Source organism: Pseudomonas sp. B14(2017), from assembly GCF_002113255.1.
Lineage (GTDB): Bacteria > Pseudomonadota > Gammaproteobacteria > Pseudomonadales > Pseudomonadaceae > Aquipseudomonas > Aquipseudomonas putida_Z.
Window position 1 is genome coordinate 36469 of sequence record NZ_NEJY01000001.1, and the last position, 26683, is coordinate 63151.

20 protein-coding genes and 2 pseudogenes are annotated in these 26683 nt (G+C 64.5%); 15 read left to right on the forward strand and 7 right to left on the reverse strand.

The window, feature by feature from the left end:
• Nucleotides 1–108: 108 nt before the first annotated feature.
• From CAG34_RS00190 to CAG34_RS00215, 4 genes are all read left to right on the forward strand, one after another.
• Complete coding sequence (locus tag CAG34_RS00190; protein ID WP_025337710.1) at nt 109–1716, forward strand: response regulator; 1608 nt, start codon at nt 109–111, stop codon at nt 1714–1716.
• The gene (locus CAG34_RS00195) at nt 1713–2405 is read left to right on the forward strand and encodes a sensor histidine kinase KdpD (protein ID WP_025337711.1); all 693 of its coding nucleotides are present in this window, start codon (nt 1713–1715) and stop codon (nt 2403–2405) included. The genes CAG34_RS00190 and CAG34_RS00195 overlap by 4 nt, the downstream gene beginning before the upstream one ends.
• Nucleotides 2406–3748: 1343 nt before the next feature.
• The gene (locus tag CAG34_RS00210; protein ID WP_085587373.1) at nt 3749–4393 is read left to right on the forward strand and encodes an MBL fold metallo-hydrolase; all 645 of its coding nucleotides are present in this window, start codon (nt 3749–3751) and stop codon (nt 4391–4393) included.
• Nucleotides 4394–4501: 108 nt separating this feature from the next.
• A complete protein-coding gene (locus CAG34_RS00215) occupies nt 4502–5212 on the forward strand; it encodes an OmpA family protein (RefSeq protein WP_015268963.1) in 711 nt (236 codons plus the stop codon).
• A 134-nt stretch (nt 5213–5346) separates the two neighbouring features.
• Here the strand turns inward: CAG34_RS00215 and pta are convergent, their stop codons facing one another.
• Nucleotides 5347–7434 carry a phosphate acetyltransferase gene (gene pta, locus CAG34_RS00220; RefSeq protein WP_085587375.1) on the reverse strand — a complete coding sequence of 696 codons (2088 nt, stop codon included), beginning with the start codon at nt 7432–7434 and terminating at the stop codon, nt 5347–5349.
• 31 nt (nt 7435–7465) lie between these two features.
• Nucleotides 7466–7768, reverse strand: coding sequence for a DUF3565 domain-containing protein (locus tag CAG34_RS00225; protein WP_015268965.1), 303 nt, complete (start codon nt 7766–7768; stop codon nt 7466–7468).
• On the opposite strand from CAG34_RS00225, the gene CAG34_RS00230 reads away from it, so the two are divergent.
• Together CAG34_RS00230 and CAG34_RS00235 are read left to right on the forward strand one after the other, a co-directional pair.
• Nucleotides 7767–8252, forward strand: coding sequence for a peptidylprolyl isomerase (locus CAG34_RS00230; protein ID WP_003259610.1), 486 nt, complete (start codon nt 7767–7769; stop codon nt 8250–8252). The two genes, CAG34_RS00225 and CAG34_RS00230, sit on opposite strands and share 2 nt — an antisense overlap.
• 144 nt (nt 8253–8396) lie before the next feature.
• Nucleotides 8397–8879 carry a glutathione peroxidase gene (locus CAG34_RS00235; protein WP_025337716.1) on the forward strand — a complete coding sequence of 161 codons (483 nt, stop codon included), beginning with the start codon at nt 8397–8399 and terminating at the stop codon, nt 8877–8879.
• A gap of 131 nt (nt 8880–9010) precedes the next feature.
• Here the strand turns inward: CAG34_RS00235 and CAG34_RS00240 are convergent, their stop codons facing one another.
• A complete protein-coding gene (locus CAG34_RS00240) occupies nt 9011–10201 on the reverse strand; it encodes a glycosyltransferase family 1 protein (protein ID WP_085587377.1) in 1191 nt (396 codons plus the stop codon).
• Between the two features lie 302 nt (nt 10202–10503).
• On the opposite strand from CAG34_RS00240, the pseudogene CAG34_RS29340 reads away from it, so the two are divergent.
• Both CAG34_RS29340 and CAG34_RS29345 read left to right on the forward strand, forming a co-directional pair.
• Nucleotides 10504–11103, forward strand: a pseudogene (locus CAG34_RS29340) (PAS domain-containing protein); the annotation flags it as partial.
• Nucleotides 11104–11331: 228 nt separating this feature from the next.
• Nucleotides 11332–11691, forward strand: a pseudogene (locus CAG34_RS29345) (methyl-accepting chemotaxis protein); the annotation flags it as partial.
• 123 nt (nt 11692–11814) lie between these two features.
• Here CAG34_RS29345 and cysZ read toward each other — a convergent pair.
• Nucleotides 11815–12543, reverse strand: coding sequence for a sulfate transporter CysZ (gene cysZ / locus CAG34_RS00250; RefSeq protein WP_085587379.1), 729 nt, complete (start codon nt 12541–12543; stop codon nt 11815–11817).
• 328 nt (nt 12544–12871) lie between these two features.
• Here cysZ and trxB point away from each other — a divergent pair, with 328 nt between their 5' ends.
• On the forward strand, nt 12872–13834 hold the full coding sequence (gene trxB, locus CAG34_RS00255) for a thioredoxin-disulfide reductase (protein ID WP_025337720.1): 963 nt from the start codon (nt 12872–12874) through the stop codon (nt 13832–13834).
• 162 nt (nt 13835–13996) lie between these two features.
• On the opposite strand, the gene nadC is transcribed toward trxB, so the two are convergent.
• The gene (gene nadC / locus CAG34_RS00260; protein ID WP_025337721.1) at nt 13997–14845 is read right to left on the reverse strand and encodes a carboxylating nicotinate-nucleotide diphosphorylase; all 849 of its coding nucleotides are present in this window, start codon (nt 14843–14845) and stop codon (nt 13997–13999) included.
• Between the two features lie 242 nt (nt 14846–15087).
• Here nadC and CAG34_RS00265 point away from each other — a divergent pair, with 242 nt between their 5' ends.
• The 3 genes from CAG34_RS00265 to ampE all read left to right on the forward strand — a co-directional run bounded on the left by CAG34_RS00265 (nt 15088) and on the right by ampE (nt 18844).
• Entirely contained in the window at nt 15088–17235 is a 2148-nt protein-coding gene (locus tag CAG34_RS00265; RefSeq protein WP_085587381.1) for a DUF1631 domain-containing protein, read from the forward strand.
• Between the two features lie 209 nt (nt 17236–17444).
• The gene (ampD, locus tag CAG34_RS00270) at nt 17445–18017 is read left to right on the forward strand and encodes a 1,6-anhydro-N-acetylmuramyl-L-alanine amidase AmpD (protein WP_085587383.1); all 573 of its coding nucleotides are present in this window, start codon (nt 17445–17447) and stop codon (nt 18015–18017) included.
• Nucleotides 18014–18844, forward strand: a complete 831-nt coding sequence (gene ampE, locus CAG34_RS00275) for a regulatory signaling modulator protein AmpE (protein WP_025337724.1) — start codon at nt 18014–18016, stop codon at nt 18842–18844. Before ampD ends, ampE begins: the two co-directional genes overlap by 4 nt.
• 126 nt (nt 18845–18970) lie before the next feature.
• On the opposite strand, the gene CAG34_RS00280 is transcribed toward ampE, so the two are convergent.
• Both CAG34_RS00280 and cra read right to left on the reverse strand, forming a co-directional pair.
• Complete coding sequence (locus CAG34_RS00280; RefSeq protein WP_085587385.1) at nt 18971–19747, reverse strand: TatD family hydrolase; 777 nt, start codon at nt 19745–19747, stop codon at nt 18971–18973.
• Between the two features lie 2 nt (nt 19748–19749).
• A complete protein-coding gene (gene cra / locus CAG34_RS00285; protein WP_025337726.1) occupies nt 19750–20745 on the reverse strand; it encodes a catabolite repressor/activator in 996 nt (331 codons plus the stop codon).
• Between the two features lie 284 nt (nt 20746–21029).
• On the opposite strand from cra, the gene ptsP reads away from it, so the two are divergent.
• From ptsP to CAG34_RS00300, 3 genes are read left to right on the forward strand one after another with little or no spacing between them, the layout of a single operon-like run.
• On the forward strand, nt 21030–23882 hold the full coding sequence (gene ptsP / locus CAG34_RS00290; RefSeq protein ID WP_085587387.1) for a phosphoenolpyruvate--protein phosphotransferase: 2853 nt from the start codon (nt 21030–21032) through the stop codon (nt 23880–23882).
• Nucleotides 23883–24830 (forward strand): 1-phosphofructokinase, encoded by a 948-nt coding sequence (pfkB, locus tag CAG34_RS00295; protein ID WP_085587389.1) that lies wholly within the window; start codon nt 23883–23885, stop codon nt 24828–24830.
• Entirely contained in the window at nt 24827–26566 is a 1740-nt protein-coding gene (locus CAG34_RS00300) for a PTS fructose-like transporter subunit IIB (protein ID WP_085587391.1), read from the forward strand. The genes pfkB and CAG34_RS00300 overlap by 4 nt, the downstream gene beginning before the upstream one ends.
• Nucleotides 26567–26683: the final 117 nt, after the last annotated feature.

Genomic DNA, 26683 nt, shown 5'->3' on the forward strand with positions numbered 1-26683 from the left:
CCGTGGCCGCCAACGCTCTATCCTCATCTTTCCCGACCAGCTGCCGATACAGCTATCGGTGGCATCGCCTCGCGCGATTTTTCAATCATTCCAAGGCAGGTCGTGTTGATGCTGCAGTACGGGCAAAAGAGCTTTCTGATCGTCGACGACTTTACCGACTTTCGCACGTCGACCCGTTCCATGCTGCGCGAGCTGGGCGTACGTGACGTGGACACCGCCGACAGCGGCGAGCAGGCGCTGCGCATGTGCGCGCAAAAGCGCTATGACGTCATCCTGCAGGACTTCCACCTGGGTGACGGCAAGAAGAACGGCCAGCAGGTGCTCGAAGACCTGATCCTCGACAAGCACATCAGCCATGAGTGCATATTCATCATGGTCACGGCCGAGAGCAGCCAGGCCATTGTCCTCAGCGCCATCGAGCACGAGCCTGATGCCTACCTGACCAAGCCGTTCAACCGGGTTGGCCTGGCCCAGCGCGTGGAGAAGCTTTACCAGCGCAAGACCCTGCTCAAGCCGATCCTGCAGGCCCTGGACCGCAATCGCCCGGCCGAAGTGCTGGCGGCCTGCGCCGAGCTGTGCAAGCGCGACCCACGCCTGGCCCCGCTGTGCCTGCGCTATCGGGCCGATGCCTTGCGCAACCTCAACCGTTTCGAGGAGCTGGAGAAGTTCCTCAAGGCCATCCTGGCCAGCCGCCCGCAGCCGTGGGTGTACTCGGCGTTGGGCAGCCTGATGCACAAGCGCGGCCAGAATGCCCAGGCCCAGGGCGTGTACGAGCAGGCGCTCAAGGCCTTCCCGATCATGCCAGGCCTGTACGATGGCATGGCCGAGGTGCTGGTGGCCCAAGGCGAAACCAGGCGTGCGCAGAACATGCTTGAAGAAGCCGTGCGCCTGTCGCCGCTGTCGGTGCGCCGGCAGTCGACGCTGGGCAAGCTGGCGTTGGAAAACGAAGACTTCGAGAGTGCCTCGAAAGCGTTCCGCCATGCGGTGAACCAGGGCCAGAGCTCACGCTACAAGGACCCCGAGAACAACCTGGGCCTGGTGCAGGCGCTTATGAGCAGGAATGCCGGCTTTGGCCTGGATGCGCGCACCCGGGTCGAGATCAACAGCACGCTCAGCGAAGTAGCCAAGGAAAACCCCGAGGACCAGGGCCTGCAGGTGCGTGCCCGCATGATGAAGGCCGCCAGCCTGCAGCAGGCCGGCGATCCTGAAACGGCTGCCAAGCTGACCGAACAGGCGATCCAGCGCCTGGACAAGATGAACCAGTTCTTCTCGGTCGATTCGGCCCTGACCGTTGCCGCGCAGTTGCAGGCCATGGGGCAGGAAGCCGCCGCCATCGGCGTGCTGAGGAGCTGTGTGGAAAGTTATGGCGACGACCCCAAGGTCATGGAGAGGGTCGGCAAGCTGACGGACGACCCCAGCGTGCTCAACGCCATTACCGAAGCGGTCACCCTCAATCGCCAGGGTGTGCGCAGTTACCAGGGGGGGCAGCTCGGCGAGGCGTTGCAGCTGTTCCGCAAGGCGCTGGGTTTGCAGCCGAAGAACATCAGCATCGCCCTCAACACTGCCCAGGCGCTGCTGCGCATCGGCGGAGACAGCCCTCAGCCCGCGATCATGCAGGAGTGCCGCGACGCCCTGACCAGCGTGGCCGGCATCCCCGCCAGCGACAACCGCTACGACCGCTACCGCAAACTGCACATCCGAGTGTTCGGCGCATGAATCAAGACAACCAGGGGCTGGATTTTTCCACGGTGATCGCCTCCACCGTGCACGACCTGAAGAATTCCCTGTCGGCGTTGATCCAGTCCCACAACCAGTGGATGCAGCGCTTGCCCGAGGAACTGCGCGGTGGTGCCGAGCAGGGGGTGATGGAGCATGAGTTTCGCCACCTCAATGGCATGCTGGTGCAGTTGCTGGGGTTGTACAAACTGGGCGTGAACCAGTTGCCGGTGTGCCCGGACTACCACGAACTGGACGATTTCATCGAAGCCCAGCTGGCTGCGCACGAGGAAGTGCTCAAGCACAAGGACATCCTTGCCACCTGGCGCATCGACACCGACAACCCGCTGGGCTTCTTCGACCGCGAGCTGGTGGCCTCGGTGATCGCCAACGTGATCACCAACGCCACCCGCTTTGCCGCGCATGCCTTGTTGATCACCATCGAAGAGGCAGACAACCAGTTGGCCATCTGCGTCAACGATGACGGCCCGGGTTATCCACAGCGCATGCTCGAACGCCAGGAAGAATTCATTCAGGGTATCGACTCGACCAGCGGCAGTACCGGCCTGGGCCTGTATTTTGCCGCGCGGATCGCGGCACTGCATGAAAGCGGCGGGGTGCGCGGGCGGATCGAGATCTCCAATGGCGGGGCGCTTGGGGGTGGGTTGTTCAGGTTGTTCTTGCCTTGAGAGAAGCTTGCAGAGCACGGCCCGTATTGACACATCAAGCAACGCTTCCTGCTAGTACAGCGGCGACGCTTCGTCGTGAGTTGTAGGAGCAATCTGATCTAAACCAAACGGGCTTTTGAGCTCTTTTTCATCGGCGTTCACGCTGGTAATTATTCGGTTTTCGATGACTACCAGCAGAGCGGTTATGAAGAGATTTACCCAGAAGTTGAACCACTGCTCACCGATTGAAAGCTTCCGAGCGAATGAGCATCAGAGGAATGCGGGCTTCGGCGCAAACCGTTATGACCTTGCGTCGCTCCTCGGTCAGTGCGACTTCAATGCCCCGCAACCGAAAGACATGCGGGTGTGGGACCGCATGCAACCAGTAGGTCGTGAGTTCTAAATGGACGGAGGCTCCATTTCGAATGCGGGGCTTGCATGAGAAGGCGAATCAGCAAACTCCGATACCAAATATTTCGATCCCAAGCCAGAACCCTCACTCATGAATTGCTGTGTCGGCAGCCAGAACTACTGAGCCGAGATGTCGAGCTGGATCAAGTCCGGATAGAGCCCATAACGCACGAGGCCGTCAGTGCTAGCCTGGAATGGCTGACAAGTGGGTGTATGTTTCCTTGGGAGGAAATTGTCGACTGGAAGGATAGCGATCCCAAAGGGTTCGATCTTGCCATCTGGTTCGGAAGCGAACTCTGTGGTCTCTGCTATGCAAGCCCTAGAAAGAGTCGCTTATGTATCAAGGTCATTCTGCTCCAAGGTAATCCCAGCAGGTGGCATCCACTCCGGGGAGAGATCGCTGGTTTGGCGCTGACATCGATAGACTTCTACGCTCGCATGTTGGGTTGTCAAGAGATTGAAATACAAGACCCTATTGAGGGCGCAATGTCAGTTTATGAGGCGCTTGGCTTCACCTGGACCGCCGAGGGTCGGCTTGTGATCCAGGTTGATCCCTAATAACATCGATTGCGTCGATCAAGCTTTTGGGGGTAACCATGCGATCCAAAACGAGACAGGTAGAATTGCTTGCCATTGCAAGATTCGAAGCTGAAGCCAGACGTCTTGCTGGTCGAGTCTCCAGTAACCAGCTCCGGTTCCTGCAGGTCGCGAAGGCGAAGGGGGCAGAGCTTGAGCCCGCAGGCCCTCTGGCAGGAATCCCGTCCTGAACGACAGCACGTCAGGCCTGGGATATGCGCCTTGCTGCACACTCGTATTAGTCTGAAAACCGGCCTATTGGCCGGTTTTTCGTTTGCCTCAGGGGGCAGCTTGTAATCCCGGCGACCTGCCTGCGCTTGATTGAATAAATAGACTCGACGCTTTTAGCGCGCTGCGCTTTCCTCATGAGAACGTCAATGACCCAACCCCCGTCTTCACTCATCCGCGAAACCTTCCCTGTAGGTCCCCTGCAATGCAACTGCACCCTGATCGGCGACCCGCTTACCAAAAAGGCCATCGTCGTCGACCCGGGCGGTGACCCGGACAAGATCCTTGCTCGCCTGCTGGCCCACGGGCTGACGCTGGTGAGCATCATCCACACTCACGCTCACTTCGATCACTTCCTTGCCTCGGGCAAGCTCAAGGAACTGACCGGCGCAACGCTGCACCTGCACAAGGACGACCAAGCGCTGTGGGACAACCTGGAAATGCAGTGCCAGATGTTCGGCGTGCCCTACACCCCGGTACCTGCGCCAGACCGCTGGCTGGGGGATGACGAGGAGCTGGCCTGCGGTTGTGGCGTGGCCCTGCATACGCCAGGCCACACGCCTGGCTCGATGAGCTTCTGGTTTGCCGACGCCAAGCTGCTGATCGCCGGCGATACCCTGTTCCGCCGTGGCATTGGCCGTACCGATTTGTGGGGTGGCGACCAGCGGGCCATCGTCCGTTCGATCAAGGAGCGGCTGTATCGGCTGGACGAGGAGGCCATCGTGGTGACCGGCCACGGGCCTGATACCCGCCTGGGCGACGAAATGCGCGAAAACCCCTTCGTGCGTGCCTGATGGCACATGAAGGCACTTTCATGGAATTTTTTGTTGCCGATGCAATCCAAGGCTGGCATAGATCCCTTTATGATCTGCCGCATTCATGAATTCAGTAGGAGCTTGTCCATGTTCACCATGCGTCGTCTGATTATCGTCGCAACCGCCGCTGCCCTGATGACCGGCTGTGCCGGGCAGAACCCTTATGACAGCCAAGGGCAGGCGCAGGGCTCCACAGGGATGAGCAAGACCGCCAAGTACGGCGGCCTGGGCGCGCTGGCCGGTGCTATCGCCGGTGCCGCCATCGACCACAACAACCGTGGCAAGGGTGCACTGATCGGTGCCGCCGCCGTAGGTGCCGCCGCAGCCGGTTATGGCTACTACGCCGACAAGCAGGAAGCCGAGCTGCGCGCGCAGATGGCCAACACCGGCGTGGAAGTGCAGCGCCAGGGTGACCAGATCAAGCTGATCATGCCGGGCAACATCACCTTCGCCACCGACTCGGCCAACATCGCGCCAAGCTTCTACTCGCCGCTGAACAACCTGGCCGGCTCGTTCAAGCAGTTCAACCAGAACACCATCGAAGTGGTCGGCTTCACCGACAGCACTGGCAGCCGCCAGCACAACATGGACCTGTCCCAGCGCCGTGCGCAGGCGGTCAGCACCTACCTCACCTCGCAGGGTGTGGATGCCTCGCGTATCACCGTACGTGGCATGGGCCCGGACCAGCCGATCGCGAGCAACGCCGACGCCAATGGTCGCGCGCAGAACCGCCGGGTGGAAGTGAACCTGAAGCCGATTCCGGGTCAGCAGTATGACCAGGGGCAGGTTCAGCAGTAAGGCATCAATCCTGGGGCCGCTTTGCGGCCCATCGCCGGCAAGCCAGCTCCCACAGGTACTGCACGAGGCTCAAGGGCTATGCAAATCCTGTGGGAGCTGGCTTGCCGGCGATGGGCTGCTAAGCAGCCCAGCTTTTAGCCCACCACGCTCGCCTGAATCGCCGTCAGGGCAATGGTATGCACGATATCGTCAACCTGAGCCCCGCGCGGCAAGTCGTTCACCGGCTTGCGCAACCCTTGCAGCATCGGCCCCAGGCTGACCCCGTCAGTGCTGCGTTGCACCGCCTTGTGGGTCGTGTTGCCGGTATTCAGATCAGGGAACACGAACACCGTCGCCCGCCCGGCTACCGGGCTGCCCGGCGCCAGCTCCCGTGCAATCGCCGGGTTGGCCGCCGCGTCATACTGCAACGGCCCGTCGATCAGCAGCTCCTGCGTCGCGCCCTGTGCCAGGCGGGTCGCTTCGCGCACTTTCTCGACTTCCTCGTCGCTGGCCGAATCGCTTGAATAACTGATCATCGCCACCCGCGGCGCGATGCCGAAGGCCTGCGCCGATTCGGCACTCTGCCGGGCGATCTCGGCCAGTTCGACAGCACTCGGGTGCGGGTTCATCACGCAGTCGCCGTACACCAGCACCTGCTCGGGGAACAGCATGAAGAACACCGACGACACCAGGCTCGAACCCGGTGCGGTCTTGATCAGCTGCAGGGCCGGGCGGATGGTGTTGGCGGTGGAATGCACCAGGCCCGAGACCAGGCCGTCCACTTCGTCCAGGGCCAGCATCATGGTACCGATCACCACCGGGTCTTCCAGTTGCTGCTCGGCCATTGGTGCATTGAGGTTCTTGCTCTTGCGCAGCTCGACCATCGGCTCCACATAGCGCCCGCGAATCACCTCGGGGTCGAGGATTTCCAGGCCCGGCGGCAAGGTGATGCCCTGGGCGCGGGCCACGGCATCGACATCCTCGGGCTTGGCCAGAAGCACGCAGCGGGCAATGCCGCGGGCCTGGCAGATTGCCGCTGCCTGCACCAGCAGCGGCTCGGCGCCTTCCGGCAGGACGATGCGCTTGTTGGCCTGCTGCGCCCGCTGGATCAGCTGGTAGCGGAACACTGCAGGCGACAGGCGCAGTTCGCGCGGGGTGCCGCAACGCTGGTGCAGCCAGGCGGCGTCGAGGTGGCTGGCGACGAAGTCGGTGATGAATTCGGCGCGCTCGCGGTCGTCCACCGGGATTTCGCGGTTCAGCGAGTTGAGCTGGTTGGCGGTGTCGTACGAGCCGGTACTGACCGACAGGATCGGCAAGCCAGCCTGCAGGGCGCCGCGGCACAAGCCCAGGATGCGTGGGTCTGGCTTGCCGTCGCTGGTCAGCAGCAGGCCGGCCAGCGGTACGCCGTTGATTGCCGCCAGGCTGACGGCGAGGATGATGTCGTCGCGGTCGCCCGGGGTCACCACCAGGGTACCCGAGGTAAGCAGCGGTACCGTGTTGGCCACGGTGCGTGCGCAGATGATGATCTTGCTCATGCGCCGCTGCTCGTAGTCACCGGCATTGAGCACCTGGGCACCGAGCAGGTCGGCCACGTCGCGGGTGCGCGGGGCGTTCAGTTCGGGCTGGTAGGGGATGCAGCCCAGCAGGCGGAAGTCGTTGCCGCGCAGCAGCGGGGAGTGTTCGCGCAGGCGGGTGGAAAAGTCCGCCATGCTTTCGTCGGTGCGCACCTTGTTGAGGATTACCCCGAGCACCTTTGGGTCGCGCGGGCCGCCGAACAACTGGGCCTGCAGTTCGACCCGGCCGGACAACTCACTGAGCACTTCGTTTTCCGGTGCAGATACCAGTATCACCTCGGCATCCAGGCTCTTGGCCAGGTGCAGGTTGACCCGCGCCGCATAGCTGGCGTGGCGCGTGGGCACCATGCCCTCGACCACCACCACGTCGTTGCCGATGCAGGCTTGCTGGTACAGGCGGATGATTTCTTCGAGCAATTCGTCCAGCTGGCCATCGCCGAGCATGCGCTCGACGTGGGCCAGGCTCAGCGGCACCGGGGGCTTGATGCCGTGGGTGCGGGCGACCAGCTCGGTGGAGCGTTCGGGGCCGGTGTCACCCGGGTGGGGCTGGGCGATCGGCTTGAAGAAGCCGACCTTCAGCCCGGCGCGTTCCAGGGTGCGCACCAGGCCCAGGCTGATGGAGGTCAGGCCGACACCGAAATCGGTCGGCGCAATGAAAAATGTCTGCATGCGTGCTTCTCGAAATAAGCGGTGCAAGAAATTAACGGCCAAGGGTAGCGCTATCGGCCCCTTGTGCGCACCAGCCGCAAGCGAAAGGCTGGCCGATACGCTGCGCGCGCTGGGCCGGGTCGAGCACCCAGGGGCGTGCCTGCCACGGCGGCTGGTGGCGCAGGTGCTGGGTGTGGCCGCAGGACAGTTCGGCCACCCAGTGGCCCTCTTCGTCCTGGTGGAAGCCGGTGATCCGACTGATGGGCCGTTGCTCGTCCGCAGTGCGTTCGCAATCGGGCGATGGCTTGGTTACACTTGTCCGCTCTACATACTTTTGCAAAAGGTCTTGCCCCATGCTGATCGCCGCCAACAAGGCTGTCTCCATCGACTATACCCTGACCAACGACGCCGGGGAGACCATCGACAGCTCCGCCGGCGGTGCACCGCTGGTTTACCTGCACGGTGCCGGCAACATCATCCCGGGCCTGGAAAAAGCCCTGGAAGGCAAGCAAGCCGGTGACGAGCTGAACGTTTCCATCGAGCCGGAAGATGCCTACGGCGAGTACCTGGCCGAGCTGGTCAGCACCCTGAACCGCAGCCTGTTCGAAGGTGTCGACGAGCTGGAAGTGGGCATGCAGTTCCACGCTTCGGCGCCGGATGGCCAGATGCAGATCGTCACCATCCGCGACATCGACGGCGACGACGTGACCGTCGACGGCAACCACCCGCTGGCCGGCCAGCGCCTGACCTTCCAGGTCAAGGTAGTCAACGTCCGTGATGCCAGCGACGAAGAAATCGCTCACCGCCACATCCACGGTGAAGGTGGCCATCACCACTGATTTTCTGCGCTAAGCTCAGAAAGTCGCCAGGCGCTCGGGCAAGCCGATTTGCCTTCCTACGGGAGGTGGACGGTTTGGACGAGCGCCTTTTTAGTGGGCGGAATTCACCTGCGCGGCAACCGGGAACCTGAGAGGGGATTCATCATGAGTGCATTTCACGACCTGAAACTGGACGCGTTGAACGGCGGGGAGCTGCCCCTCGCACCGTTCAAGGGCCAAGTGGTGCTGGTGGTCAACGTTGCCTCCAAGTGTGGTCTCACGCCGCAATACAAGGCCCTGGAGAACCTCTACCAGGTTTACAAGGACAAGGGCTTCAACGTGCTTGGCCTGCCGTGCAACCAGTTTGCCGGCCAGGAGCCTGGCAGCGAAAAGGAAATCCAGGAGTTTTGCAGCCTCAACTACGGGGTGAGCTTCCCGCTGGGTGGCAAGCTGGAGGTCAACGGGCCGCAGCGCCACTCGCTGTACCGCCTGCTGGCGGGTGAGGGGGCGGAGTTCCCGGGGGACATTACCTGGAACTTCGAGAAGTTTCTGGTGGGCAAGGACGGGCGGGTACTGGCGCGTTTTTCGCCGCGCACGGCACCGGATGATCCGGCGGTGGTACAGGCTATCGAGAAAGCCTTGGCCTGAAGCGCCTAGCGCGGTTTCTCTGTAGGAGCGGCCTTGTGTCGCGATCGGGCCGCATAGCGGCCCCCGGATATCAGCATTGTCGCAACTATCGAGGGGCTGCTCTGCAGCCCGATCGCGACACAAGGCCGCTCCTACACAGATCGCGTAGCACCCAGCCTCGAAGCTGGTGAAGTCGCAGCCTGGTTCCGGGCTGCATGCAGATACCCCTCGAACTGCTCGACAATCGCCGGCCAGCCCTGGCGGCTGGCATGCTTTCGCGCATTCAGGCGCACCCGCCGTAACGTCTCTTCTTCCTCCAGCAACCAGCAGGCTGCATCGATGAAAGCCGCCTGGTCCCCCGGCATGGCCAGCGCACCGCTATGGCCATGGCGAATATGCTGCGCGGCGGCCGCCTCGTCATAGGCGACCACCGCCAACCCCGAGGCCATGGCTTCGAGCACCACATTGCCAAAGGTTTCGGTCAGGCTCGGAAACAGGAACAGGTCACCGCTGGCATAGTGTTCGGCCAGTAGCTCGCCTCGCTGGGCGCCGCAGAACACGGCATCCGGTACCTGCTGTTCGAGGGCGGCACGCTGCGGGCCGTCACCCACCATGATCAGGCGCAGGCGTTTGTGTGGATAAGTTTTCTGCAGGGCCTCCAGGCTTGGCCGCAGCAAACCCAGGTTCTTTTCTGCCGCCAGCCGCCCGACGTGCAGCACGGCGATGTCGTCCGGGCCGAGCCCCCAGCGTTCCCGTAACACGGGGCTGCGCCGGGCCGGGTTGAACAGGCAGGCATCGACCCCCCGGGCCAGTAGCTCCAGGCGTTCGAAACCGCGGCGTTCTAGCTCCAGGCGCTGACTGAGGCTGGGTACCAGGGTGGTCGCCGTGCGCCGATGGAACCAGCGCAGGTAGTTGGTGAGCAGGCGCGTCAGCAGGCCCAACCCGTACTGGCCGGAATACTGCGGGAAGTTGGTGTGGAAGCCGCTGACCACCGCTACCCCCAGGCGCCGGGCCGCGCGCAGTGCGCTGAGCCCAAGCGGCCCCTCGGTGGCGATGTACAGCACATCCGGGCGCTGCCGGCGCCAGCGGCGCAACAGCTTGTGCATCGACACTTCGCCCCATTGCAAGCCCGGGTAACCAGGCAGGGGCCAGCCACGGCACAGCATCAGGTTCGGGTCGTTGTGCAGGGGGGCTTCACCGGCCTGGCGCGGGCGCACCACTTCGATCTCATGGCCGCGTTGGCGCAACCCTTCGCTGAGCCGGCCAAGGGTATTGGCCACGCCGTTGATCTCGGGTGGGAAGGTTTCGCTGACCAGGGTAATGCGTAGGGCGGGTGTATTCATGACAAAAAGTGTCCGCCTGCTGGATTGCGCCAATGTGACTGCCATGTGACGTACAGATGACGCCTGATCGGCGACGCTTTTCGCCTTGTGAATTTTTCCTTGCAAGGATGCTCAAGAGGGGGCACCGGCAGCCGATGAAGATGCATTCGACGATGCGCTCCAGGAGAGCGGTGATGTTCAACAACAAGCTCAAGCAAGAAATCCGGCAATTGCGCGAAGACCTGATGTCCATCGAACAGGTCAAGAGTAGCCTCGACAGCGAGATGCTGGTACTGCAACTCGACCCCCAGGGGCGGATCGAGATGGTCAACGGCAACTTCGAGAGCGAGATGCTCTACCGTGCCGAACAATTGCTTGGGCGCAACATCGAGGACATCGTCCCCGCCCATGTGAAGACGCTGGATTTCTACCAGCGCATGAAAGGCGCGATCAGCCGCGGTGAACACCTGAACGGTGCATTCCGCCTGCTGCGCGGCAATGGCCAGGAGGCCTGGTTACGGTCGATCCTGCAGCCGGTCAAGAACAGCGAGGGGCGCATCAAGTATTTCACGCTGCACTCCAGCGACCTTACCCGCACCATCGAGACCTCCCGCGAGCACGAAAGCCTGATCAAGGCGCTGATGCGTTCCACCGCCGTGATCGAGTTCGATCTCGATGGCACCGTGCTTACCGCCAACGAACGCTTCCTGGCCACCGTCGGTTACCGCCTGGAGCAGATCCGTGGCAAGCATCACCGCATGTTCTGCGAGCCGGAGGAGGCCAACTCGGCCGGCTATCAGGCGTTCTGGGACAAGCTGCGCCGTGGCGAGTACGTTGCCGACCGCTTCAAACGTATCGATGCCCATGGCCGGGTGGTCTGGCTGGAGGCTTCGTACAACCCCATCTTCGATGCCCATGATGTGCTGTACAAGGTGGTCAAGTTCGCCACCGTCATCACCGAGCAGGTCAACCAGGAGCAGGCGGTGGCCGAGGCGGCGGATGTTGCCTACAACACCTCGCTGGGTACCGATGCCAGCGCCCGCAAGGCCACCGATGTGGTCACGCAGAGCGTCAGCGTGATGCGCGGGCTGGAAGCGTCGATGCAAGAGGCGGCAGAGGGCATCCAGGCGCTGGATACCCAGTCGCGGGTGATTGGCTCGATCATCAAGACCATCAGCGACATTGCCGGGCAGACCAACCTGCTGGCGCTGAACGCGGCCATCGAAGCGGCCCGCGCCGGCGAGCAGGGGCGGGGGTTTGCCGTGGTTGCGGATGAAGTGCGCCAGCTGGCCTCGCGCACCAGCACCGCCACCGAGGAAATCGCCCGGGTGGTGCAGCAGAACGAGCAACTGGCCCAGGCGGCAGTGGCGATCATCGACACCAGCAAGCGCCAGGCCGAGCAGGGGCTGGCACTGGCGGACGAGACAGGGAGCGTGATTGTCGAGATCCAGGACGGGGCCAAGCGGGTGGTGGATGTGGTGGGGCAGTTTTCCAGCCGGTTGGGGCAGTAAGAGCGTCACCCAGTTTTCAATGCCTGCGCGTTTCCTGTGGGAGCGGGCACGCCCGCGAAACAGGCGCCGCGGTGGATGGCACGGGCTTCGCCCGTGTTCGCGGGCACGCCCGCTCCCACAGGATCAGTTCCGTTCCCGCACCCAGAACAACGTGGCCCCGGCCACCGCCGCCGGCATCATCAGCACGTTCACCAGCGGGATCATCAACGCCAGGTAGGTAATGCCGCCAAAGCCCAGGCTCTGCCAGCGTTTCTGGCGCAGCCAGGCGAGCATGTCCTGCCAGCTCATCTTGTTGTTGTCCGCCGGGTAGTCGATGTACTGGATAGCCATCATCCACACCCCGAAGATCAGCCAAAGCGGCGCCGCCACCACGTTGACCACCGGGATCAGCGACAGGATGAACAGGCCGATTGCCCGTGGCAGGAAGTAGCCCAGCTTGCGCATTTCACGGCCGAAGGTCCGTGGCACCATGGCCACCAGTTCGCCCCAGCTGAACGCCGGGAAGTTGTCCTGCCCACGCACCACCACCTCGACCTTTTCTGCCAGGAAACCATTGAAAGGCGCGGCAATGATGTTGGCTACCAAGGTGAAGGTGAAGAACACCATCAGCACCAACAAGGCAACGAACAGCGGCCAGAGAATGTAGCTGAGGAAGCTCAACCAATCCGGCAGCGTCGGCATCAGGGCATCAAGCCAAAGGTCGAATTGATGCCCGGCGAAGTAGATCAGGCCGCCGAACAGCAGCAGGTTAACCGCCAGCGGCAGCAGCACGAACAACCGCAGGTTGGGGCTCAGCACCAGTTTCAGGCCTTCGCGCAGGTACTGGGGGCCAGAGAGGACAGGGGCTTGCATCGAGAGACTCCGCAGAGAAGGAAACGCGCTGACCTTACCGAGTTTGCCGCGCCGACGAAAGGCGGGCAGCGGGCGGGAAACGGGCTGTAACAAAAGCAGCAGGGCTTGGCTATCGATGAAATCGCTGAATAGACGATGCCTATGAGGTGGATTGTCGAAGGATATTTCCTTAATCTTTGCGACCTCGCTACAGTGCGCTCAACTTTCCGCTTTCTGGGCCTGCGCGTTGTAGCCTTCCCCAAGTGCTGCGTGGGTCCTTTTTAATTTTCCTGCTGGCGCAGCCGGTACACCGATGCCGGCCCTGCGGCCCGCTCGACAGGAGTTCGACATGTCTGAAGTACGTCATTCGCGCGTCATCATTCTCGGTTCCGGCCCTGCCGGTTACAGCGCCGCGGTGTATGCCGCCCGTGCCAACCTCAAGCCGCTGCTGATCACCGGCATGCAGGCCGGCGGCCAGCTGACCACCACCACCGAAGTCGACAACTGGCCGGGCGACCCCCATGGTCTGACCGGTCCGGCCCTGATGCAGCGCATGCAGGAGCACGCCGAGCGTTTCGAAACCGAAATTGTCTTCGACCATATCAACGCCGTCGACCTGGCCAACAAGCCCTTCACCCTGCAGGGTGACAGCGGCAAGTACACCTGCGACGCGCTGATCATCGCCACTGGCGCCAGCGCCCGCTACCTGGGCCTGCCGTCGGAAGAAACCTTCATGGGCAAGGGTGTTTCGGCCTGCGCCACCTGCGACGGCTTCTTCTACCGCAACAAGCCGGTAGCCGTGGTGGGCGGCGGCAACACTGCCGTGGAAGAGGCACTGTACCTGGCGAACATCGCCAGCAAGGTGACCCTGGTACACCGTCGCGATACCTTCCGCGCCGAGAAGATCCTGGTCGACAAGCTGCACGCCCGTGTGGCCGAAGGCAAGATCGAGCTCAAGCTCAACGCCACCCTGGACGAAGTGCTGGGTGACAACATGGGCGTGACCGGTGCGCGCCTGAAGAACAACGACGGCAGCAGCGACGAAATCAAGGTCGACGGCGTGTTCATCGCCATTGGCCACACCCCGAACACCTCGCTGTTCGAAGGCCAGCTGACCCTCAAGGACGGCTACCTGGTGGTCAACGGTGGCCGTGAAGGCAATGCCACCGCCACCAACGTCGAGGGCGTGTTCGCCGCCGGTGACGTGGCTGACCACGTTTACCGCCAGGCCATTACCTCGGCCGGTGCGGGCTGCATGGCGGCGCTGGATGTCGAGCGTTACCTGGACGGGCTGGCCAACGCTTCGTTCTGATTCTGAATCGCCGGGGCTGCTGCGCAGCCCATCGCGACACAAGGCCGCTCCTACAGGGATATGCGATCTCTGTAGGAGCGGCCTTGTGTCGCGAAAGGGGCGCAAAGCGCCCCCAAAGAAAAAACCGGCCGTGAGGCCGGTTTTTTCATGCCTGCGATCAGCTCACAGGCTCAACCGCATCGACAGGTCCACCGCTTTCACATCCTTGGTCATGGCACCAATCGAGATGTAGTCCACCCCAGTCTCGGCAATCACCCGCAAGGTCGTCTCGTTGACCCCGCCACTGGCTTCCAGCTTGGCCTTGCCCGCGGTAATGCGCACTGCTTCGCGCATCTCCTCCAGGTTCAGCTCGTCGAGCATGATGATGTCGGCACCTGCGGCCAGTGCCTGGCGCAGTTCGTCCAGGCTTTCCACTTCGATTTCCACCGGCTTGCCCGGCGCAATGCGGTGCGCCGCCGCCACGGCCTCGGCCACGCCGCCGCTGGCGGCGATGTGGTTTTCCTTGATCAGGAAGGCGTCGTACAGGCCGATGCGGTGGTTGTCGCAACCGCCGCAAGTCACTGCATACTTTTGCGCCAGGCGCAGGCCCGGCAGGGTCTTGCGGGTGTCCAGCAGGCGCACCTGGGTGCCTTCCACCAGGTCGGCCAGGAAGCGCGCACGGGTGGCAACCCCCGACAGCATCTGCAGGAAGTTCAGTGCACTGCGCTCACCGCTGAGCAGCGAACGCGCGGGGCCCTCCAGATGGAACAGTGGCTGGTTGGCCGTGGCGCGCTCGCCATCGGCCACCTGCCAGTGGACGGCCACGCGTGGGTCGAGTTGGCGGAACACGGCATCGACCCAGGCGGTGCCGGCGATCACGCAGTCTTCGCGGGTAATGATGGTCGCCTTGGCCAGGCGCTCCGCCGGGATCAGCTGCGCGGTGATATCGCCACTGCCGATGTCCTCCAACAGCGCACGGCGCACATTGGCTTCGATTTCAGCGGTCAGGTCGGCAAGGCGTAGGTTCGGCATGGTCGGCTCCACAAGCTAGATGCCGGCGATTATAGGGCAGGGGGCCGGTGTGTACAGTCGCCTTGGCGATGACCTTTGGTCGGCCGGTGTGAGCAAGCGGGGTAAATCAGGGTCATTAGCCAGCCAGTGAAACGGCGCTGGCAGCTGTGCGGGTTTTTACCGATAATGGTGACCAGTATTTGGCGTCATGACTTTGACGATCTTCAGCCCCTTCGGGCGAGACACCCTGCAAGGAGTACAGGATGCAAAAAGAAGGCAAGGTGGTGCCCTTGGCGGCAGCCATCGATCGAGGCGGGCGTGCGCCTCTGCCTTGCCTTCCGGTGTTGCTCCTGCAGGTGCGGGACAAGGCCGCCTTGCAGTTGCGTCAGGGCCTGCAGGACTTGTTCGACAACGCCGACGACACCCTCTTCGAGATGGCCGACAAGGCCTTCGACCGCAGTGACCAGAACCTGTACTTCGAGGCCATGCGCGACCTGCGCCTGAAGCGCAAGAGCATCGAGCGCGGTTTTCTCGACACGTTCTATGATGCCTTTGCCCGTATCGGCCAGGTCGACCTGCTGGCGCACCTGGTCGAGCCGGGCAACCTGCGCAGCAAGGCCCAGGTGGAGCGGGCCGCCGCGATCGAAGGCATGGTCGCGCGGGTGCTGTCACGCGACGGCATTGCCCTGCAGCAACTGGGCCTGCGCTTGCAGGTACTGCTCGACCGCCCCCTGCACGAGCAGCACAACCCGCTGGGGCCCGCAGCGCTGTGCGGCTACTTCCTCGACGCTGGCCGCAACCTGGGGGTTTGCCTGCGGGTCAAGCTGGTCCTGCTGAAACTGTTCGAGCGCTATGTGTTGCGCGATGCCGATGTGATCTATGGCGAAGCCAACCAGTTGCTGGCCGCTGCCGGTGTGTTGCCCGAGTTGCCAACGGCACCGCGCCGGCGCGCCGAAGACCGGCGCATGAACGCACGACGCGGGCCGGCGAACCTGGGGCACGAGGTGGGCGCGGACGCGGCAGGGCAGGCGTTCTTTGCCTCGTTGCAAACACTGCTGGCCCCGGCGCGCGGGCAGTTCGCGCCTCGTTTGCAGGCGGTGGCCGCCGCCCAGCCAATCAGCACCGCCGACCTGCTGCGCCTGCTTTCGCATTTGCAGCACTACGTGCCCGCTACCCACGAGGCCGATGATTTCGAGCTTGGCCAACAGCTTGAACAACTGCTGCTGCGGGTCAGCGTGCGCAGCGGCACACGCCGGCGCATCGACGTGGCCGACGAGGACATGATCAACCTGGTTGGGCTGCTGTTCGCCTTCATCCAGAACGACGACAACCTGCCGGCCAGCCTGCGTGCGCTGATCGGGCGCCTGCATATTCCGCTGCTGAAGGTAGCCCTGCTGGACAAGGGGCTGTTCAGTCGGGCCAGCCATCCGGCCCGCCGGCTGCTCAACGAGATCGCTGGCGCGGCAATCGGTTGGGAATGCGGCAGCGACGGCATGCGCGACAGCCTGCACCTGCGGGTGGAGCGTATCGTCCAGCGCCTGCTCAATGATTTTGCCGAAGATGCCAGCCTGTTCGCCGAACTGCTCGAAGACTTCCTCGCTTTCAACCAGGACGAGCGGCGGCGCAACGAGCTGCTTGAACAACGTACCCGCGACGCCGAAGAAGGGCGTGCACGAGCCCTGCAGGCCAGGCAGCAGGTGCAGCATGCACTCAACCAGCGGCTACGTGGCCGGTTATTGCCGCAGGTGGTGGTACAGATGTTGGTGCAGGCCTGGAGCCAGGTACTGCTGCTGGCCTGGCTCAAGCAGGGCGAGGCATCCCAGGCCTGGCGAGACGCCTTGCAGACGATGGACACGCTGCTGGCCAGCATCACCCCGCCGCATGAGCCACATGCCTTGCTGCAGCAGGTACCGGGCCTGCTCAAGGCACTGCGCGATGGCCTGTCCAGCGTGGCCCTGGATTCGGCAGCGACCCGCGAATTCTTCCTGCAACTGGAGCACTTGCACCTGCGTGCTTGCGCAGGTACCGCGATGCAGTCCGGTGGTGAGGGCCAACCCCTGAGCGAGGTGCTGGTGGACGAGGACATCGTCCTGGCGATTGCTGAAGAACCCGCTTGTGCTCCGTTGCAGTTTGCCGACGGGCAGGCTGTGGCGCTGCGCCAGGTGCAGCGCCTGCGTATCGGTACCTGGGTCGAGGTGCTGGACGAGGACGAACCGTTGCGTTGCAAACTGGTGGCACGCATCGACAGCAGCGACCGGCTGGTGTTCGCCAACCGCACCGGCATGAAAGTGCGCGAATGGAATGGTGCCAGCCTGGCCCAGGCACTGCACCGAGGCGACGTGCGAGTGCTGGATGACGGGCTGTTGTTCGAGCGGGCGCTGGAGGCGGTGCTCGACAGGCTGCGGCGGTAGGCACAACTGGCTTGCGCAATATCTGCAAGCTGGCACGACCTCTGTGGGAGCGGGCGTGCCCGCGAAACAAGCGCCGCGGTGGATGGCACCGGCTGCGCCGGTGTTCGCGAGCACGCCCGCTCCCACAGCATTACAATGATTCACATGCAAACGCCGTTGGTCGCAGGGCATACTGTTGACCTGTTCACGGCGTTTTCAGGATCTGCCCCATGCAATTGGACCGTGCCACTGGCTGGTTCCACGGAATCGGAATCACCCACTGCCCCTCGCCGAACTTCAATACCCGCCCCGAAGGCGAATCGATTTCCCTGCTGGTGATCCACAACATCAGCCTGCCGCCTGCCTGCTTCGGTACCGGCAAGGTCCAGCAATTCTTCCAGAACCGCCTGGACCCCGACGAACACCCGTACTTCGCCAGCATCAACCACCTGACCGTGTCGGCGCACCTGTTCGTCGAGCGTGACGGTGCGGTGACCCAGTTCGTGTCGTTGCTCGACCGCGCCTGGCACGCCGGTGTGTCGTGCTTCGACGGGCGTGAAGGCTGTAACGATTTCTCCATCGGCATCGAACTGGAAGGCACCGACGATCTGCCTTATACCGATGCCCAGTACACGGTGCTGGAGCAACTTACCCGGCACATCCGCGATGCCTGGCCGGCCATCGACCTGAGCCGCATCCAGGGCCACAGCGACATTGCCCCGCAGCGCAAGACCGACCCCGGCCCGGCCTTCGACTGGCCGCGCTACCGACAGGCGCTGCAGCAAAACGAGGACAAGGCATGAGTTTTCTGGTGTTGTTGCTGGCGCTGTGGGTCGAGAAGTTCTCGGCCCTGCGCCATCAGGTGCAGCGCGATGGGTTCTTCCTTGGCGAACTGGTGCGCCTGGAGCGCAGCGGCAAGGTGCACCCGTGGTGGACGCTGGCCATCCTGGTACTGGCACCGGTAGCGCTGCTGGTGTTGCTGCTGCATGTGCTGGACCCGGTGGCGTATGGCTTGCTGGCATTGCCGGTGCACCTGCTGGTGCTGATCTACAGCCTGGGCCGCGGCGATGCCAAGGCATCGTTGGGGCCGTTCCGCGATGCCTGGCGGCGCGGTGATGACCAGGCCGCTTTGCATGTGGCCGAGCGCGACCTGGGGCTGGCGGCCGACGAACCGCACAGCCTGTTGGTGCGGGTGCAGGGCAACCTGCTGTGGCAGGTGTACCAGGGCTTTTTCGCGGTGATCTTCTGGTACTTCGTGCTGGGCCCGGGTGCCGCGCTGGCCTACCGCCTGCTGGCGCTGTGTGGCGAACACAGCAAGCAACCGACGTTGAAGGCTCGTGCCGAGCAGCTCAGGCATATCATGGACTGGCTGCCGGTACGGGTGCTGGCCTTGAGTTTTGCCCTGGTCGGCAACTTCCTCGCGGTCACGCGAGTGATGCTGCACGAGGTGCTCAACTGGCATATCAGCGCCGCACACCTGGTGGCCCGGGTCGGGCGCATTGCTGATGACATTCCCGAGGAAGAAGACAGCCAGCGCGGGCTGGGGCGGCTGGACAGCCTGTGGGAGCTGCTGCTGCGCTGTGCGGTGCTGTGGTATGCCGGGTTTGCGCTGTGGACGGTGCTTGTCTGAACTGGCTCGCTGGCTTCTTCGCGGGCTTGCCCGCTCCCACAGGTACTGCGCCGGTCTACGATTTGCGCGGTCCCTGTGGGAGCGGGCAAGCCCGCGAAGAGGCCCATGCAGGTGCCAGCACTTCAGCTACCAGCCAAACAACTCGCAAGCATTGCGGGTGCTGGCTTCAGCCAGCTCCGCGACTTCCACACCCATCACCTGTGCCAGCGCCTCGGCGATCTCCGGCAGGTGCTCCGGGCTGTTCCTCACCCCGGGGAACATGACCGGCGCCATGTCCGGCGCATCGGTCTCCAGCACCACGCTGTCCAGCGGCAACCGCGCCAGGGTCTTGCGCAGCCGTAGGGCCTGCGGCCAGGTACCCGCACCGCCAAGCCCAAGCCGGAAGCCCAGCTTGATGTACTCGCGGGCCTCTTCGTAACTGCCGGCAAACGCGTGTATCACCCCCGCCCGCGCTGGCTTGTAGCGCTTGAGCGTGGCGATCACCTGGGCATGGCTGCGGCGCACGTGCAGCAGGGCGGGCAGTTCGAAGTCGCAGGCCATCTGCAGTTGCGCTTCGAACAGCTCCTGCTGGCGGGCCTTGTCCAGGTCTTCGAGGTAATAGTCCAGGCCAAACTCGCCCACGGCACATAGCCGTGGGTCGCCGTGCAGGCGCTCCAGCCACTCGCGCAGCTGCGTCAGGTGCTCCGGGCGATGCTGGTCAAGGTAGATCGGGTGCAGGCCGAGCGCGGCGAACAGGCGCTGGTCGGCACAGGCCAGGTCCCACACCCGCTGGAAATTCGCCTGGTACACCCCCAACACCACCATCCGCTCCACCCCGCGCGACGCCGCGTTGGCCAGCAGGCGCGGGCGGTCGGCGTCGAAGTCGGGGAAGTCCAGGTGGGTGTGGGTGTCGATCAGGCGCATGTTCAGGCCGCTGTAATGCGTTGCTTGAACGTTCGACCGACAGCATGCACGCCAGGTTCGTAGCGTTTGTCCTCGATCGCAGCCAGTGCCAGTTCCAGGGCGGTGGCGGCAATCAGGCCATGCTGCTGGGCCATGGCATTGACTGGCAGCGGCAGGAAGTCGAGCAACTGGTTGTCGCCAAAGGTACCCAGCTGCAGCTGGCGCGAGTCGGCAGGGCGCGCCTGCAGGGTGTCGAACACCCCTTGCAGCAGCACGTAGGAGGTAGTCACCAGGGCATCCGGCAGGCCGCCAAGGTCGTCGATCAACTGCTGCATCAGGCGTTGGCCGCACTCACGGCTGAACGCTTCGCCCTGATAGCGGCGAACTTCGCCGGCATAGCCTTGCAGGGCTTCGTCGAAGCCGCCGGCACGTGCCTGGCTGACCGACAGCTCGGGGCGTGCGCCGATCAGTGCGATGCTGCGCGGGGCTGCGCTCAGCAGGCTGGCGGCCAGTTGCCGGCTGGCGTCGCGGTCGTCGCTGATCACCGAGCAGAAGTGCGCAGGGTCCAGGCGGCGGTCGATGGCGATCACTGGCAGGCCTTTGTCCTGCAGTTCGCGGTAGCTGTCGTCCTCTGGCGGCAGGCAGCTGGCGACGAACAGTGCATCGCAACGGCGGGCGCGGAACAGCTGCTGCAACTGGCGCTCGCTGTCGGGCTGGTCGTCGCTGCTGGCGATCAGCAACTGGTAGCCGCGGGCGCGGGCACCTTGTTCGAGCTGCTTGGCGATGCGGGCGTAGCTGGGGTTCTCCAGATCCGGGAGAATGAAGCCCAGGGTGCGGGTATGCCGGCTGCGCAGGCCAGCGGCCTGCGGGTTGGGGGTGAAGCCGTGGGCCTCGACCACCGCGCGTACCCGCTCGACAGTGCTGTTGCTGATGCGCTGCTGTTCGGCCTTGCCATTGATGACGTAGCTGGCAGTGGTCACGGACACACCGGCCAGACGGGCGATATCGCTGAGTTTCACCGAATTTTCCTTGTTATTACCGGGGCTGGCTGTGAGCCCTGACCGGGTAGTTTGACCCGGCGAGGGCGCCACGCGCAGACGACCATTGTCGCAATTGTCCGACAGGATGGGGCTTTTTCCTCGGCAGATTATCGAGTAACGTGGCCGTCTGGTCAGATTAATCGTTTCAGCTGCCGAATTTTCTGCCTCGGCTGCCATCCGTGCAAGGCTGTTGAACTGGCCGTTCAAGTGAATTTCACAACAATACTCCAGTACCCGACCGGGAACTGCAAAAGGAGAAGGTCATGCTCGAGCTCGCCAAGGAGCAGATAGCCATGGGCCAGAAGGCCGCCGACAAGGCCGAGGCATTGCGCCTGCTGGCCGACCGGCTGGTCGCCGATGGCCTGGTCGCCGAGGGATACCTGCAAGGGCTGCAGGCCCGAGAGGCACAAGGCTCCACCTTCCTTGGGCAGGGCATTGCCATCCCCCATGGCACGCCGCAGACCCGTGACCTGGTGTACGCCACCGGCGTACGCCTGTTGCAGTTTCCCGAGGGCGTGGACTGGGGCGATGGCCAGATGGTCTACCTTGCCATCGGCATCGCCGCCCGTTCCGACGAGCACCTGCGCCTGCTGCAACTGCTGACCCGCGCCCTGGGCGAGACCGACCTGGCCGAAGCATTGCGCCGCGCCGGTTCCGCCGAGGCGTTGCTGAAACTGTTGCAGGGCGCGCCGCAGGAACTGGCGCTGGATGCACAACTGGTCGGCCTGAACCTGGCTGCCGAGGACTTCGATGAGTTGGCCTGGCGCGGTGCCCGCCTGTTGCAGCGCGCCGACTGCGTCGACAGCGGTTTTGCCGCCGTGCTGCAGCAGGCCGAGCCGCTACCGCTGGGCGAGGGCCTGTGGTGGCTGCACAGCGAGCGCCAGGTGCGCCAGCCGGGCCTGGCCTTCATCACCCCGCAGCAGCCGCTGCGTTACCGCGACCAGCCGCTCAACGGCCTGTTCTGCCTGGCCAGCCTCGGTGCTGCCCACCAGGCCTTGCTCGAACGCCTGTGCGAAGTGCTGATCGAAGGCCGCGGGCAGATGCTCTACCAGGCCACCAGCAGCCGCGCGGTGCTGGAAGTGCTGGGCGGTGAGGCGCCGGCGGACTGGCCCAGCGCGCGGGTCGTGCTGGCCAACCCGCACGGTTTGCACGCCCGCCCGGCAAAGGTATTGGCGCAACTGGCCAAAGGTTTCGAGGGGGAAATCCGTGTACGCCTGGTCGACAGTGCACAGCCAGCGGTGTCGGTGAAGAGCCTGAGCAAGCTGCTCAGCCTCGGCGCCCGACGTGGCCAGGCGCTGGAACTGGTGGCTGAGCCAGCCATCGCCGCCGATGCCTTGCCGGTGCTGCTGGCCGCCATCGAGCAAGGCCTGGGCGAAGAGGTGGAGCCACTGCCACAGAGCGCGGCGACTGCAGCCGGCGCAGCGGCTGAAGTGCTGCAAGCGCCCGCAGCTGGTAGCCGCATCCACGGCGTGGGTGCTGCGCCCGGCATTGCCAGTGGCCCGGCGCATGTGTGTGTCGAGCGTGAGTTCGACTACCCCCTGCGCGGCGAGTCCTGCGCCCTGGAGCGGCAGAAGCTGCGTGAAGCCGTTGCGACTGTCAATGGCGAGCTGCAGGCCTTGGTCCAGCGCAGCGACAAGGCCATTGGCGAAATCTTCGTCACCCATCAGGAGATGCTCGCCGACCCGGCCCTGACCGATGATGTGGAGCAGCGCCTGGGCCAGGGCGAAAGCGCCGCGGCAGCCTGGATGGCAGTGATCGAGGCGGCGGCGCGCCAGCAGGAGTCGCTGCACGATGCCTTGCTCGCCGAACGCGCTGCCGACCTGCGTGACATTGGCCGCCGCGTGCTGGCGCAGTTGTGTGGCGTTCAGGCCCAGGCTGAACCCGAGCAACCCTACGTGCTGGTGATGACCGAAGTCGGCCCGTCCGATGTCGCCCGGCTGGACCCGAGCCGCGTCGCCGGTATCGTCACCGCCCAGGGTGGCGCCACCGCCCACAGCGCCATCGTCGCCCGTGCCCTGGGCATTCCGGCGGTAGTGGGCGCGGGGGCGTCGATACTGCTGTTGGACAGTGGCACGCCATTGCTGCTCGATGGCCAGCGTGGCGTGGTCAGCGTGGCGCCGCCGGCGGATGAACTGCAACGGGCCCTGGCCGAACGCGACCTGCGCGAGCAGCGCTTGCAGGCCGCCTGGGCCAAGCGCTTCGAGCCGGCGGTCACGCGTGATGGTCACGCGGTCGAGGTGTTTGCCAACATCGGCGAGAGCAACGGCATTGCCAAGGTAGTGGAGCAGGGCGCCGAAGGCGTGGGCCTGCTGCGCACCGAGCTGATTTTCATGGCCCACACCCAGGCCCCGGACGTAGCGACCCAGGAAGCCGAGTACCGCCGCGTGCTCGATGGCCTCGGCGGGCGCCCGCTGGTGGTGCGCACCCTGGATGTCGGCGGTGACAAACCGCTGCCGTACTGGCCGATCGCTGCCGAGGAAAACCCGTTCCTCGGTGTGCGCGGCGTACGCCTGACCCTGCAGCGCCCGCAGGTGATGGAGGACCAGCTGCGCGCCTTGCTGCGCGCGGCCGATCAGCGCCCGCTGCGCATCATGTTCCCGATGGTCGGGCAGGTGCATGAATGGCGCGAGGCGCGTGCCATGGTCGAGCGCCTGCGCGCCGAGATCCCGGTAGCCGACCTGCAGCTGGGCATCATGGTCGAAGTGCCCTCGGCAGCGCTGCTGGCACCACAGCTGGCGCGCGAAGTGGACTTCTTCAGCATCGGCACCAACGACCTGACCCAGTACACCCTGGCCATCGACCGTGGTCACCCCAGCCTCTCGGCCCAGGCCGACGGCCTGCACCCGGCGGTGCTCAGCCTGATCGACATGACCGTGCGCGCCGCCCATGCCCGTGGCAAGTGGGTGGGCGTGTGCGGCGAGCTGGCGGCCGACCCGCAGGCGGTGGCCGTGCTGCTGGGCCTGGACGTGGACGAACTCAGCGTCGCCGCGCGCAGCATTGCCGAAGTCAAGGCCCTGGTCCGCCAGGCCGATCACCAGACGGCCCGCGCCCTGGCGCGCGAGGCCCTGCAACAGGACAGCGCCGCAGCGGTTCGCGCGCTGGTGGAGCGTTACTGAATGGCCAAGATCCTCACCCTCACCCTGAACCCGGCGCTGGATATCACCATCGGCCTGGATACCCTGCGCCCGGGGCAGGTCAACCGCAGCCAGGAGCAGCACAGCCACGCTGCGGGCAAGGGGCTGAACGTTGCCCAGGTACTGGCCGACCTGGGGCACAGCGTCACTGTTGGCGGCTTCCTCGGGCGTGACAACCTGCAGCCCTTCGAGGCGCTGATCGACTGGCGCGGCTTCGTCGATTGCTTTGTCCGCGTACCGGGCGAAACCCGCAGCAACATCAAGCTGGTCGAGTCTGATGGCCGTGTCACCGACATCAACGGCCAAGGCCCGGAAGTCGACGAAGCGGCACGCAGTGCATTGCTGCGCCGCCTGACGCAGATTGCCCCGGGCCACGACGCGGTGGTGGTGGCTGGTAGCCTGCCACGTGGGATCAGTGCCGACTGGTTCCGACAGTTGCTCGAACAGCTCAAGGCGCAAGGCCTCAAGGTGGCCCTGGACAGCAGCGGCGAAGCCCTGCGTGCCGGCCTGCAGAGCTCGCCCTGGCTGGTCAAGCCAAATACCGAAGAGCTGGGCGAGGTGCTTGGCCTGGCTGTGGATAACCCGGCGCAGCAGCGCGCTGCTGCCGAGCGCCTGCTGGCCAGTGGCGTCGAACACGTGGTGGTGTCGGCGGGCGAGCAGGGCGTCAGCTGGTTTACCCATGACCATGCCGTACATGCTTGCCCGCCCAAGGTGCAGGTCGCCAGCACGGTGGGCGCAGGTGATTCGCTGGTGGCCGGCATGGTCCACGGCCTGCTGCAGGGCGAAGCTCCGGCGCAGACCTTGACCCGTGCCACCGCGATCGCAGCACAGGCTGTTACCCAGGTTGGTTTCGGCATCCGTGACCGCGAGCAACTGGCGCGTCTGGAAGCCGCCGTGCAACTGACAGAACAACAAGAGGGTTGCCGATGAACATTGCCATTGTCACTGCCTGCCCCAACGGCCAGGTGTCGAGCGTGCTGAGCGCGCGCTTGCTGTCCGCCGCTGCCCAGCGGCGCGGCTGGAGCACCAGCGTCGAAGTGCAGGATGCCGGCCACCCTGAGCGGCAACTGAGCGCCGCGCAGATCGCCGAGGCCGACTGGGTGCTGGTGGTCAGCACCGGCCCGGTGGACCTGGCGCGTTTCGTCGGCAAGCGCGTGTACCAGAGCACGCCGTCCCAGGCTTTGGCCGACCGCGAAGGCTTCCTCGATGAGGCGGCGGCCAATGCCCGGCTGCTGGCCGCTGTGCCCGGCCTTGCGGCCGAAGCTGGCAACGCAGGCGCACGCATCGTCGCCGTCACGGCTTGCCCGACTGGCGTCGCGCATACATTCATGGCCGCAGAAGCCTTGCAGCAGGCCGCGCAGCAACTGGGCTACCAGCTCACCGTCGAGACCCAGGGTTCGGTCGGTGCGCGCAACCCCTTGTCCGCCGAAGCCATCGCCGCAGCCGATGTTGTGCTGCTGGCCGCCGACATCGAAGTGCCCACCGCGCGTTTCGCCGGCAAGCGCATCTACCGTTGTGGCACCGGTATCGCCCTCAAGCAGGCCCGTGCCACCCTGGACAAGGCCTTGGCCGAAGCCAAGGTGGAAAACAGCAGCGATGCTGCAGCGGCGAGCACGCCAGCGAAGGGCGAGAAGACCGGGGTATACAAGCACCTGCTCACCGGCGTGTCGTTCATGCTGCCGATGGTGGTGGCTGGCGGCTTGCTGATTGCCTTGTCGTTCGTGTTCGGTATCGAGGCCTATAAAGAACCGGGCACCTTGCCGGCGGCGTTGATGCAGATCGGCGGCGAGGCTGCATTCAAGCTGATGGTGCCGCTGCTGGCGGGCTATATCGCCTGGTCCATCGCTGACCGCCCGGGGCTGGCGCCCGGCATGATCGGCGGCCTGCTGGCCAGCACCCTGGGCGCCGGTTTCATCGGTGGTATCGTCGCCGGCTTCCTCGCCGGCTACAGCGCCAAGGCCATTGCCCGCTGGGCGCGCCTGCCCAGCAGCCTGGAGGCACTTAAGCCGATCCTGATCATTCCGCTGCTGGCCAGCCTGTTCACCGGCCTGGTGATGATCTACGTGGTCGGCCAGCCGGTGGCGGCGATGCTGGAAGGGCTCACGCATTTTCTCGACAGCATGGGTACCACCAATGCCATCCTCTTGGGCCTGTTGTTGGGCGGCATGATGTGTGTCGACCTGGGCGGGCCGATCAACAAGGCCGCCTATGCCTTCTCGGTGGGGCTGTTGGCCTCGTCGAGCTATGCGCCGATGGCCGCGACCATGGCCGCCGGCATGGTGCCGCCGATTGGCCTGGGTATCGCCACCTTCCTAGCCCGACGCAAGTTTGCCCAGAGCGAGCGTGAAGCGGGCAAGGCGGCCCTGGCGCTGGGGCTGTGCTTCATCTCCGAAGGGGCGATTCCGTTTGCCGCCAAGGACCCGCTGCGGGTGGTCCCGGCCAGCGTGGCCGGCGGGGCATTGACCGGGGCATTGTCGATGTACTTCGGCTGCAAGCTGATGGCGCCGCATGGCGGCCTGTTCGTGCTGCTGATCCCCAATGCGATCAACCATGCGCTGCTGTACTTGTTGGCGATCGTGGCGGGTAGCCTGCTGACGGCGGTGGTGTATGCGGTGATCAAGAAGAGCGAGCGGGTGGAGTTGGCGGTAGAGCCTGTAAAAGGCTAAAGATCTGGGGCGGCTCCACTGGCCTTATCGCCGGCAAGCCAGCTCCCACAGGTACAGCGCAGCTCCAGAGGCCAGCGCGATCCTGTGGGAGCTGGCTTGCCTGCGATAGGGCCAGTA

What these genes read in the sequence shown, in the direction of transcription:
- CAG34_RS00190 (WP_025337710.1), top strand. Translation starts at nt 109, where the DNA reads ATGCTGCAGTACGGGCAAAAGAGCTTTCTGATCGTCGACGACTTTACC.
- CAG34_RS00195 (WP_025337711.1), top strand. Translation starts at nt 1,713, where the DNA reads ATGAATCAAGACAACCAGGGGCTGGATTTTTCCACGGTGATCGCCTCC.
- CAG34_RS00210 (WP_085587373.1), top strand. Translation starts at nt 3,749, where the DNA reads ATGACCCAACCCCCGTCTTCACTCATCCGCGAAACCTTCCCTGTAGGT.
- CAG34_RS00215 (WP_015268963.1), top strand. Translation starts at nt 4,502, where the DNA reads ATGTTCACCATGCGTCGTCTGATTATCGTCGCAACCGCCGCTGCCCTG.
- pta (WP_085587375.1), bottom strand. Translation starts at nt 7,434, where the DNA reads ATGCAGACATTTTTCATTGCGCCGACCGATTTCGGTGTCGGCCTGACC.
- CAG34_RS00230 (WP_003259610.1), top strand. Translation starts at nt 7,767, where the DNA reads ATGCTGATCGCCGCCAACAAGGCTGTCTCCATCGACTATACCCTGACC.
- CAG34_RS00225 (WP_015268965.1), bottom strand. Translation starts at nt 7,768, where the DNA reads ATGGGGCAAGACCTTTTGCAAAAGTATGTAGAGCGGACAAGTGTAACC.
- CAG34_RS00235 (WP_025337716.1), top strand. Translation starts at nt 8,397, where the DNA reads ATGAGTGCATTTCACGACCTGAAACTGGACGCGTTGAACGGCGGGGAG.
- CAG34_RS00240 (WP_085587377.1), bottom strand. Translation starts at nt 10,201, where the DNA reads ATGAATACACCCGCCCTACGCATTACCCTGGTCAGCGAAACCTTCCCA.
- cysZ (WP_085587379.1), bottom strand. Translation starts at nt 12,543, where the DNA reads ATGCAAGCCCCTGTCCTCTCTGGCCCCCAGTACCTGCGCGAAGGCCTG.
- trxB (WP_025337720.1), top strand. Translation starts at nt 12,872, where the DNA reads ATGTCTGAAGTACGTCATTCGCGCGTCATCATTCTCGGTTCCGGCCCT.
- nadC (WP_025337721.1), bottom strand. Translation starts at nt 14,845, where the DNA reads ATGCCGAACCTACGCCTTGCCGACCTGACCGCTGAAATCGAAGCCAAT.
- CAG34_RS00265 (WP_085587381.1), top strand. Translation starts at nt 15,088, where the DNA reads ATGCAAAAAGAAGGCAAGGTGGTGCCCTTGGCGGCAGCCATCGATCGA.
- ampD (WP_085587383.1), top strand. Translation starts at nt 17,445, where the DNA reads ATGCAATTGGACCGTGCCACTGGCTGGTTCCACGGAATCGGAATCACC.
- ampE (WP_025337724.1), top strand. Translation starts at nt 18,014, where the DNA reads ATGAGTTTTCTGGTGTTGTTGCTGGCGCTGTGGGTCGAGAAGTTCTCG.
- CAG34_RS00280 (WP_085587385.1), bottom strand. Translation starts at nt 19,747, where the DNA reads ATGCGCCTGATCGACACCCACACCCACCTGGACTTCCCCGACTTCGAC.
- ptsP (WP_085587387.1), top strand. Translation starts at nt 21,030, where the DNA reads ATGCTCGAGCTCGCCAAGGAGCAGATAGCCATGGGCCAGAAGGCCGCC.
- pfkB (WP_085587389.1), top strand. Translation starts at nt 23,883, where the DNA reads ATGGCCAAGATCCTCACCCTCACCCTGAACCCGGCGCTGGATATCACC.
- CAG34_RS00300 (WP_085587391.1), top strand. Translation starts at nt 24,827, where the DNA reads ATGAACATTGCCATTGTCACTGCCTGCCCCAACGGCCAGGTGTCGAGC.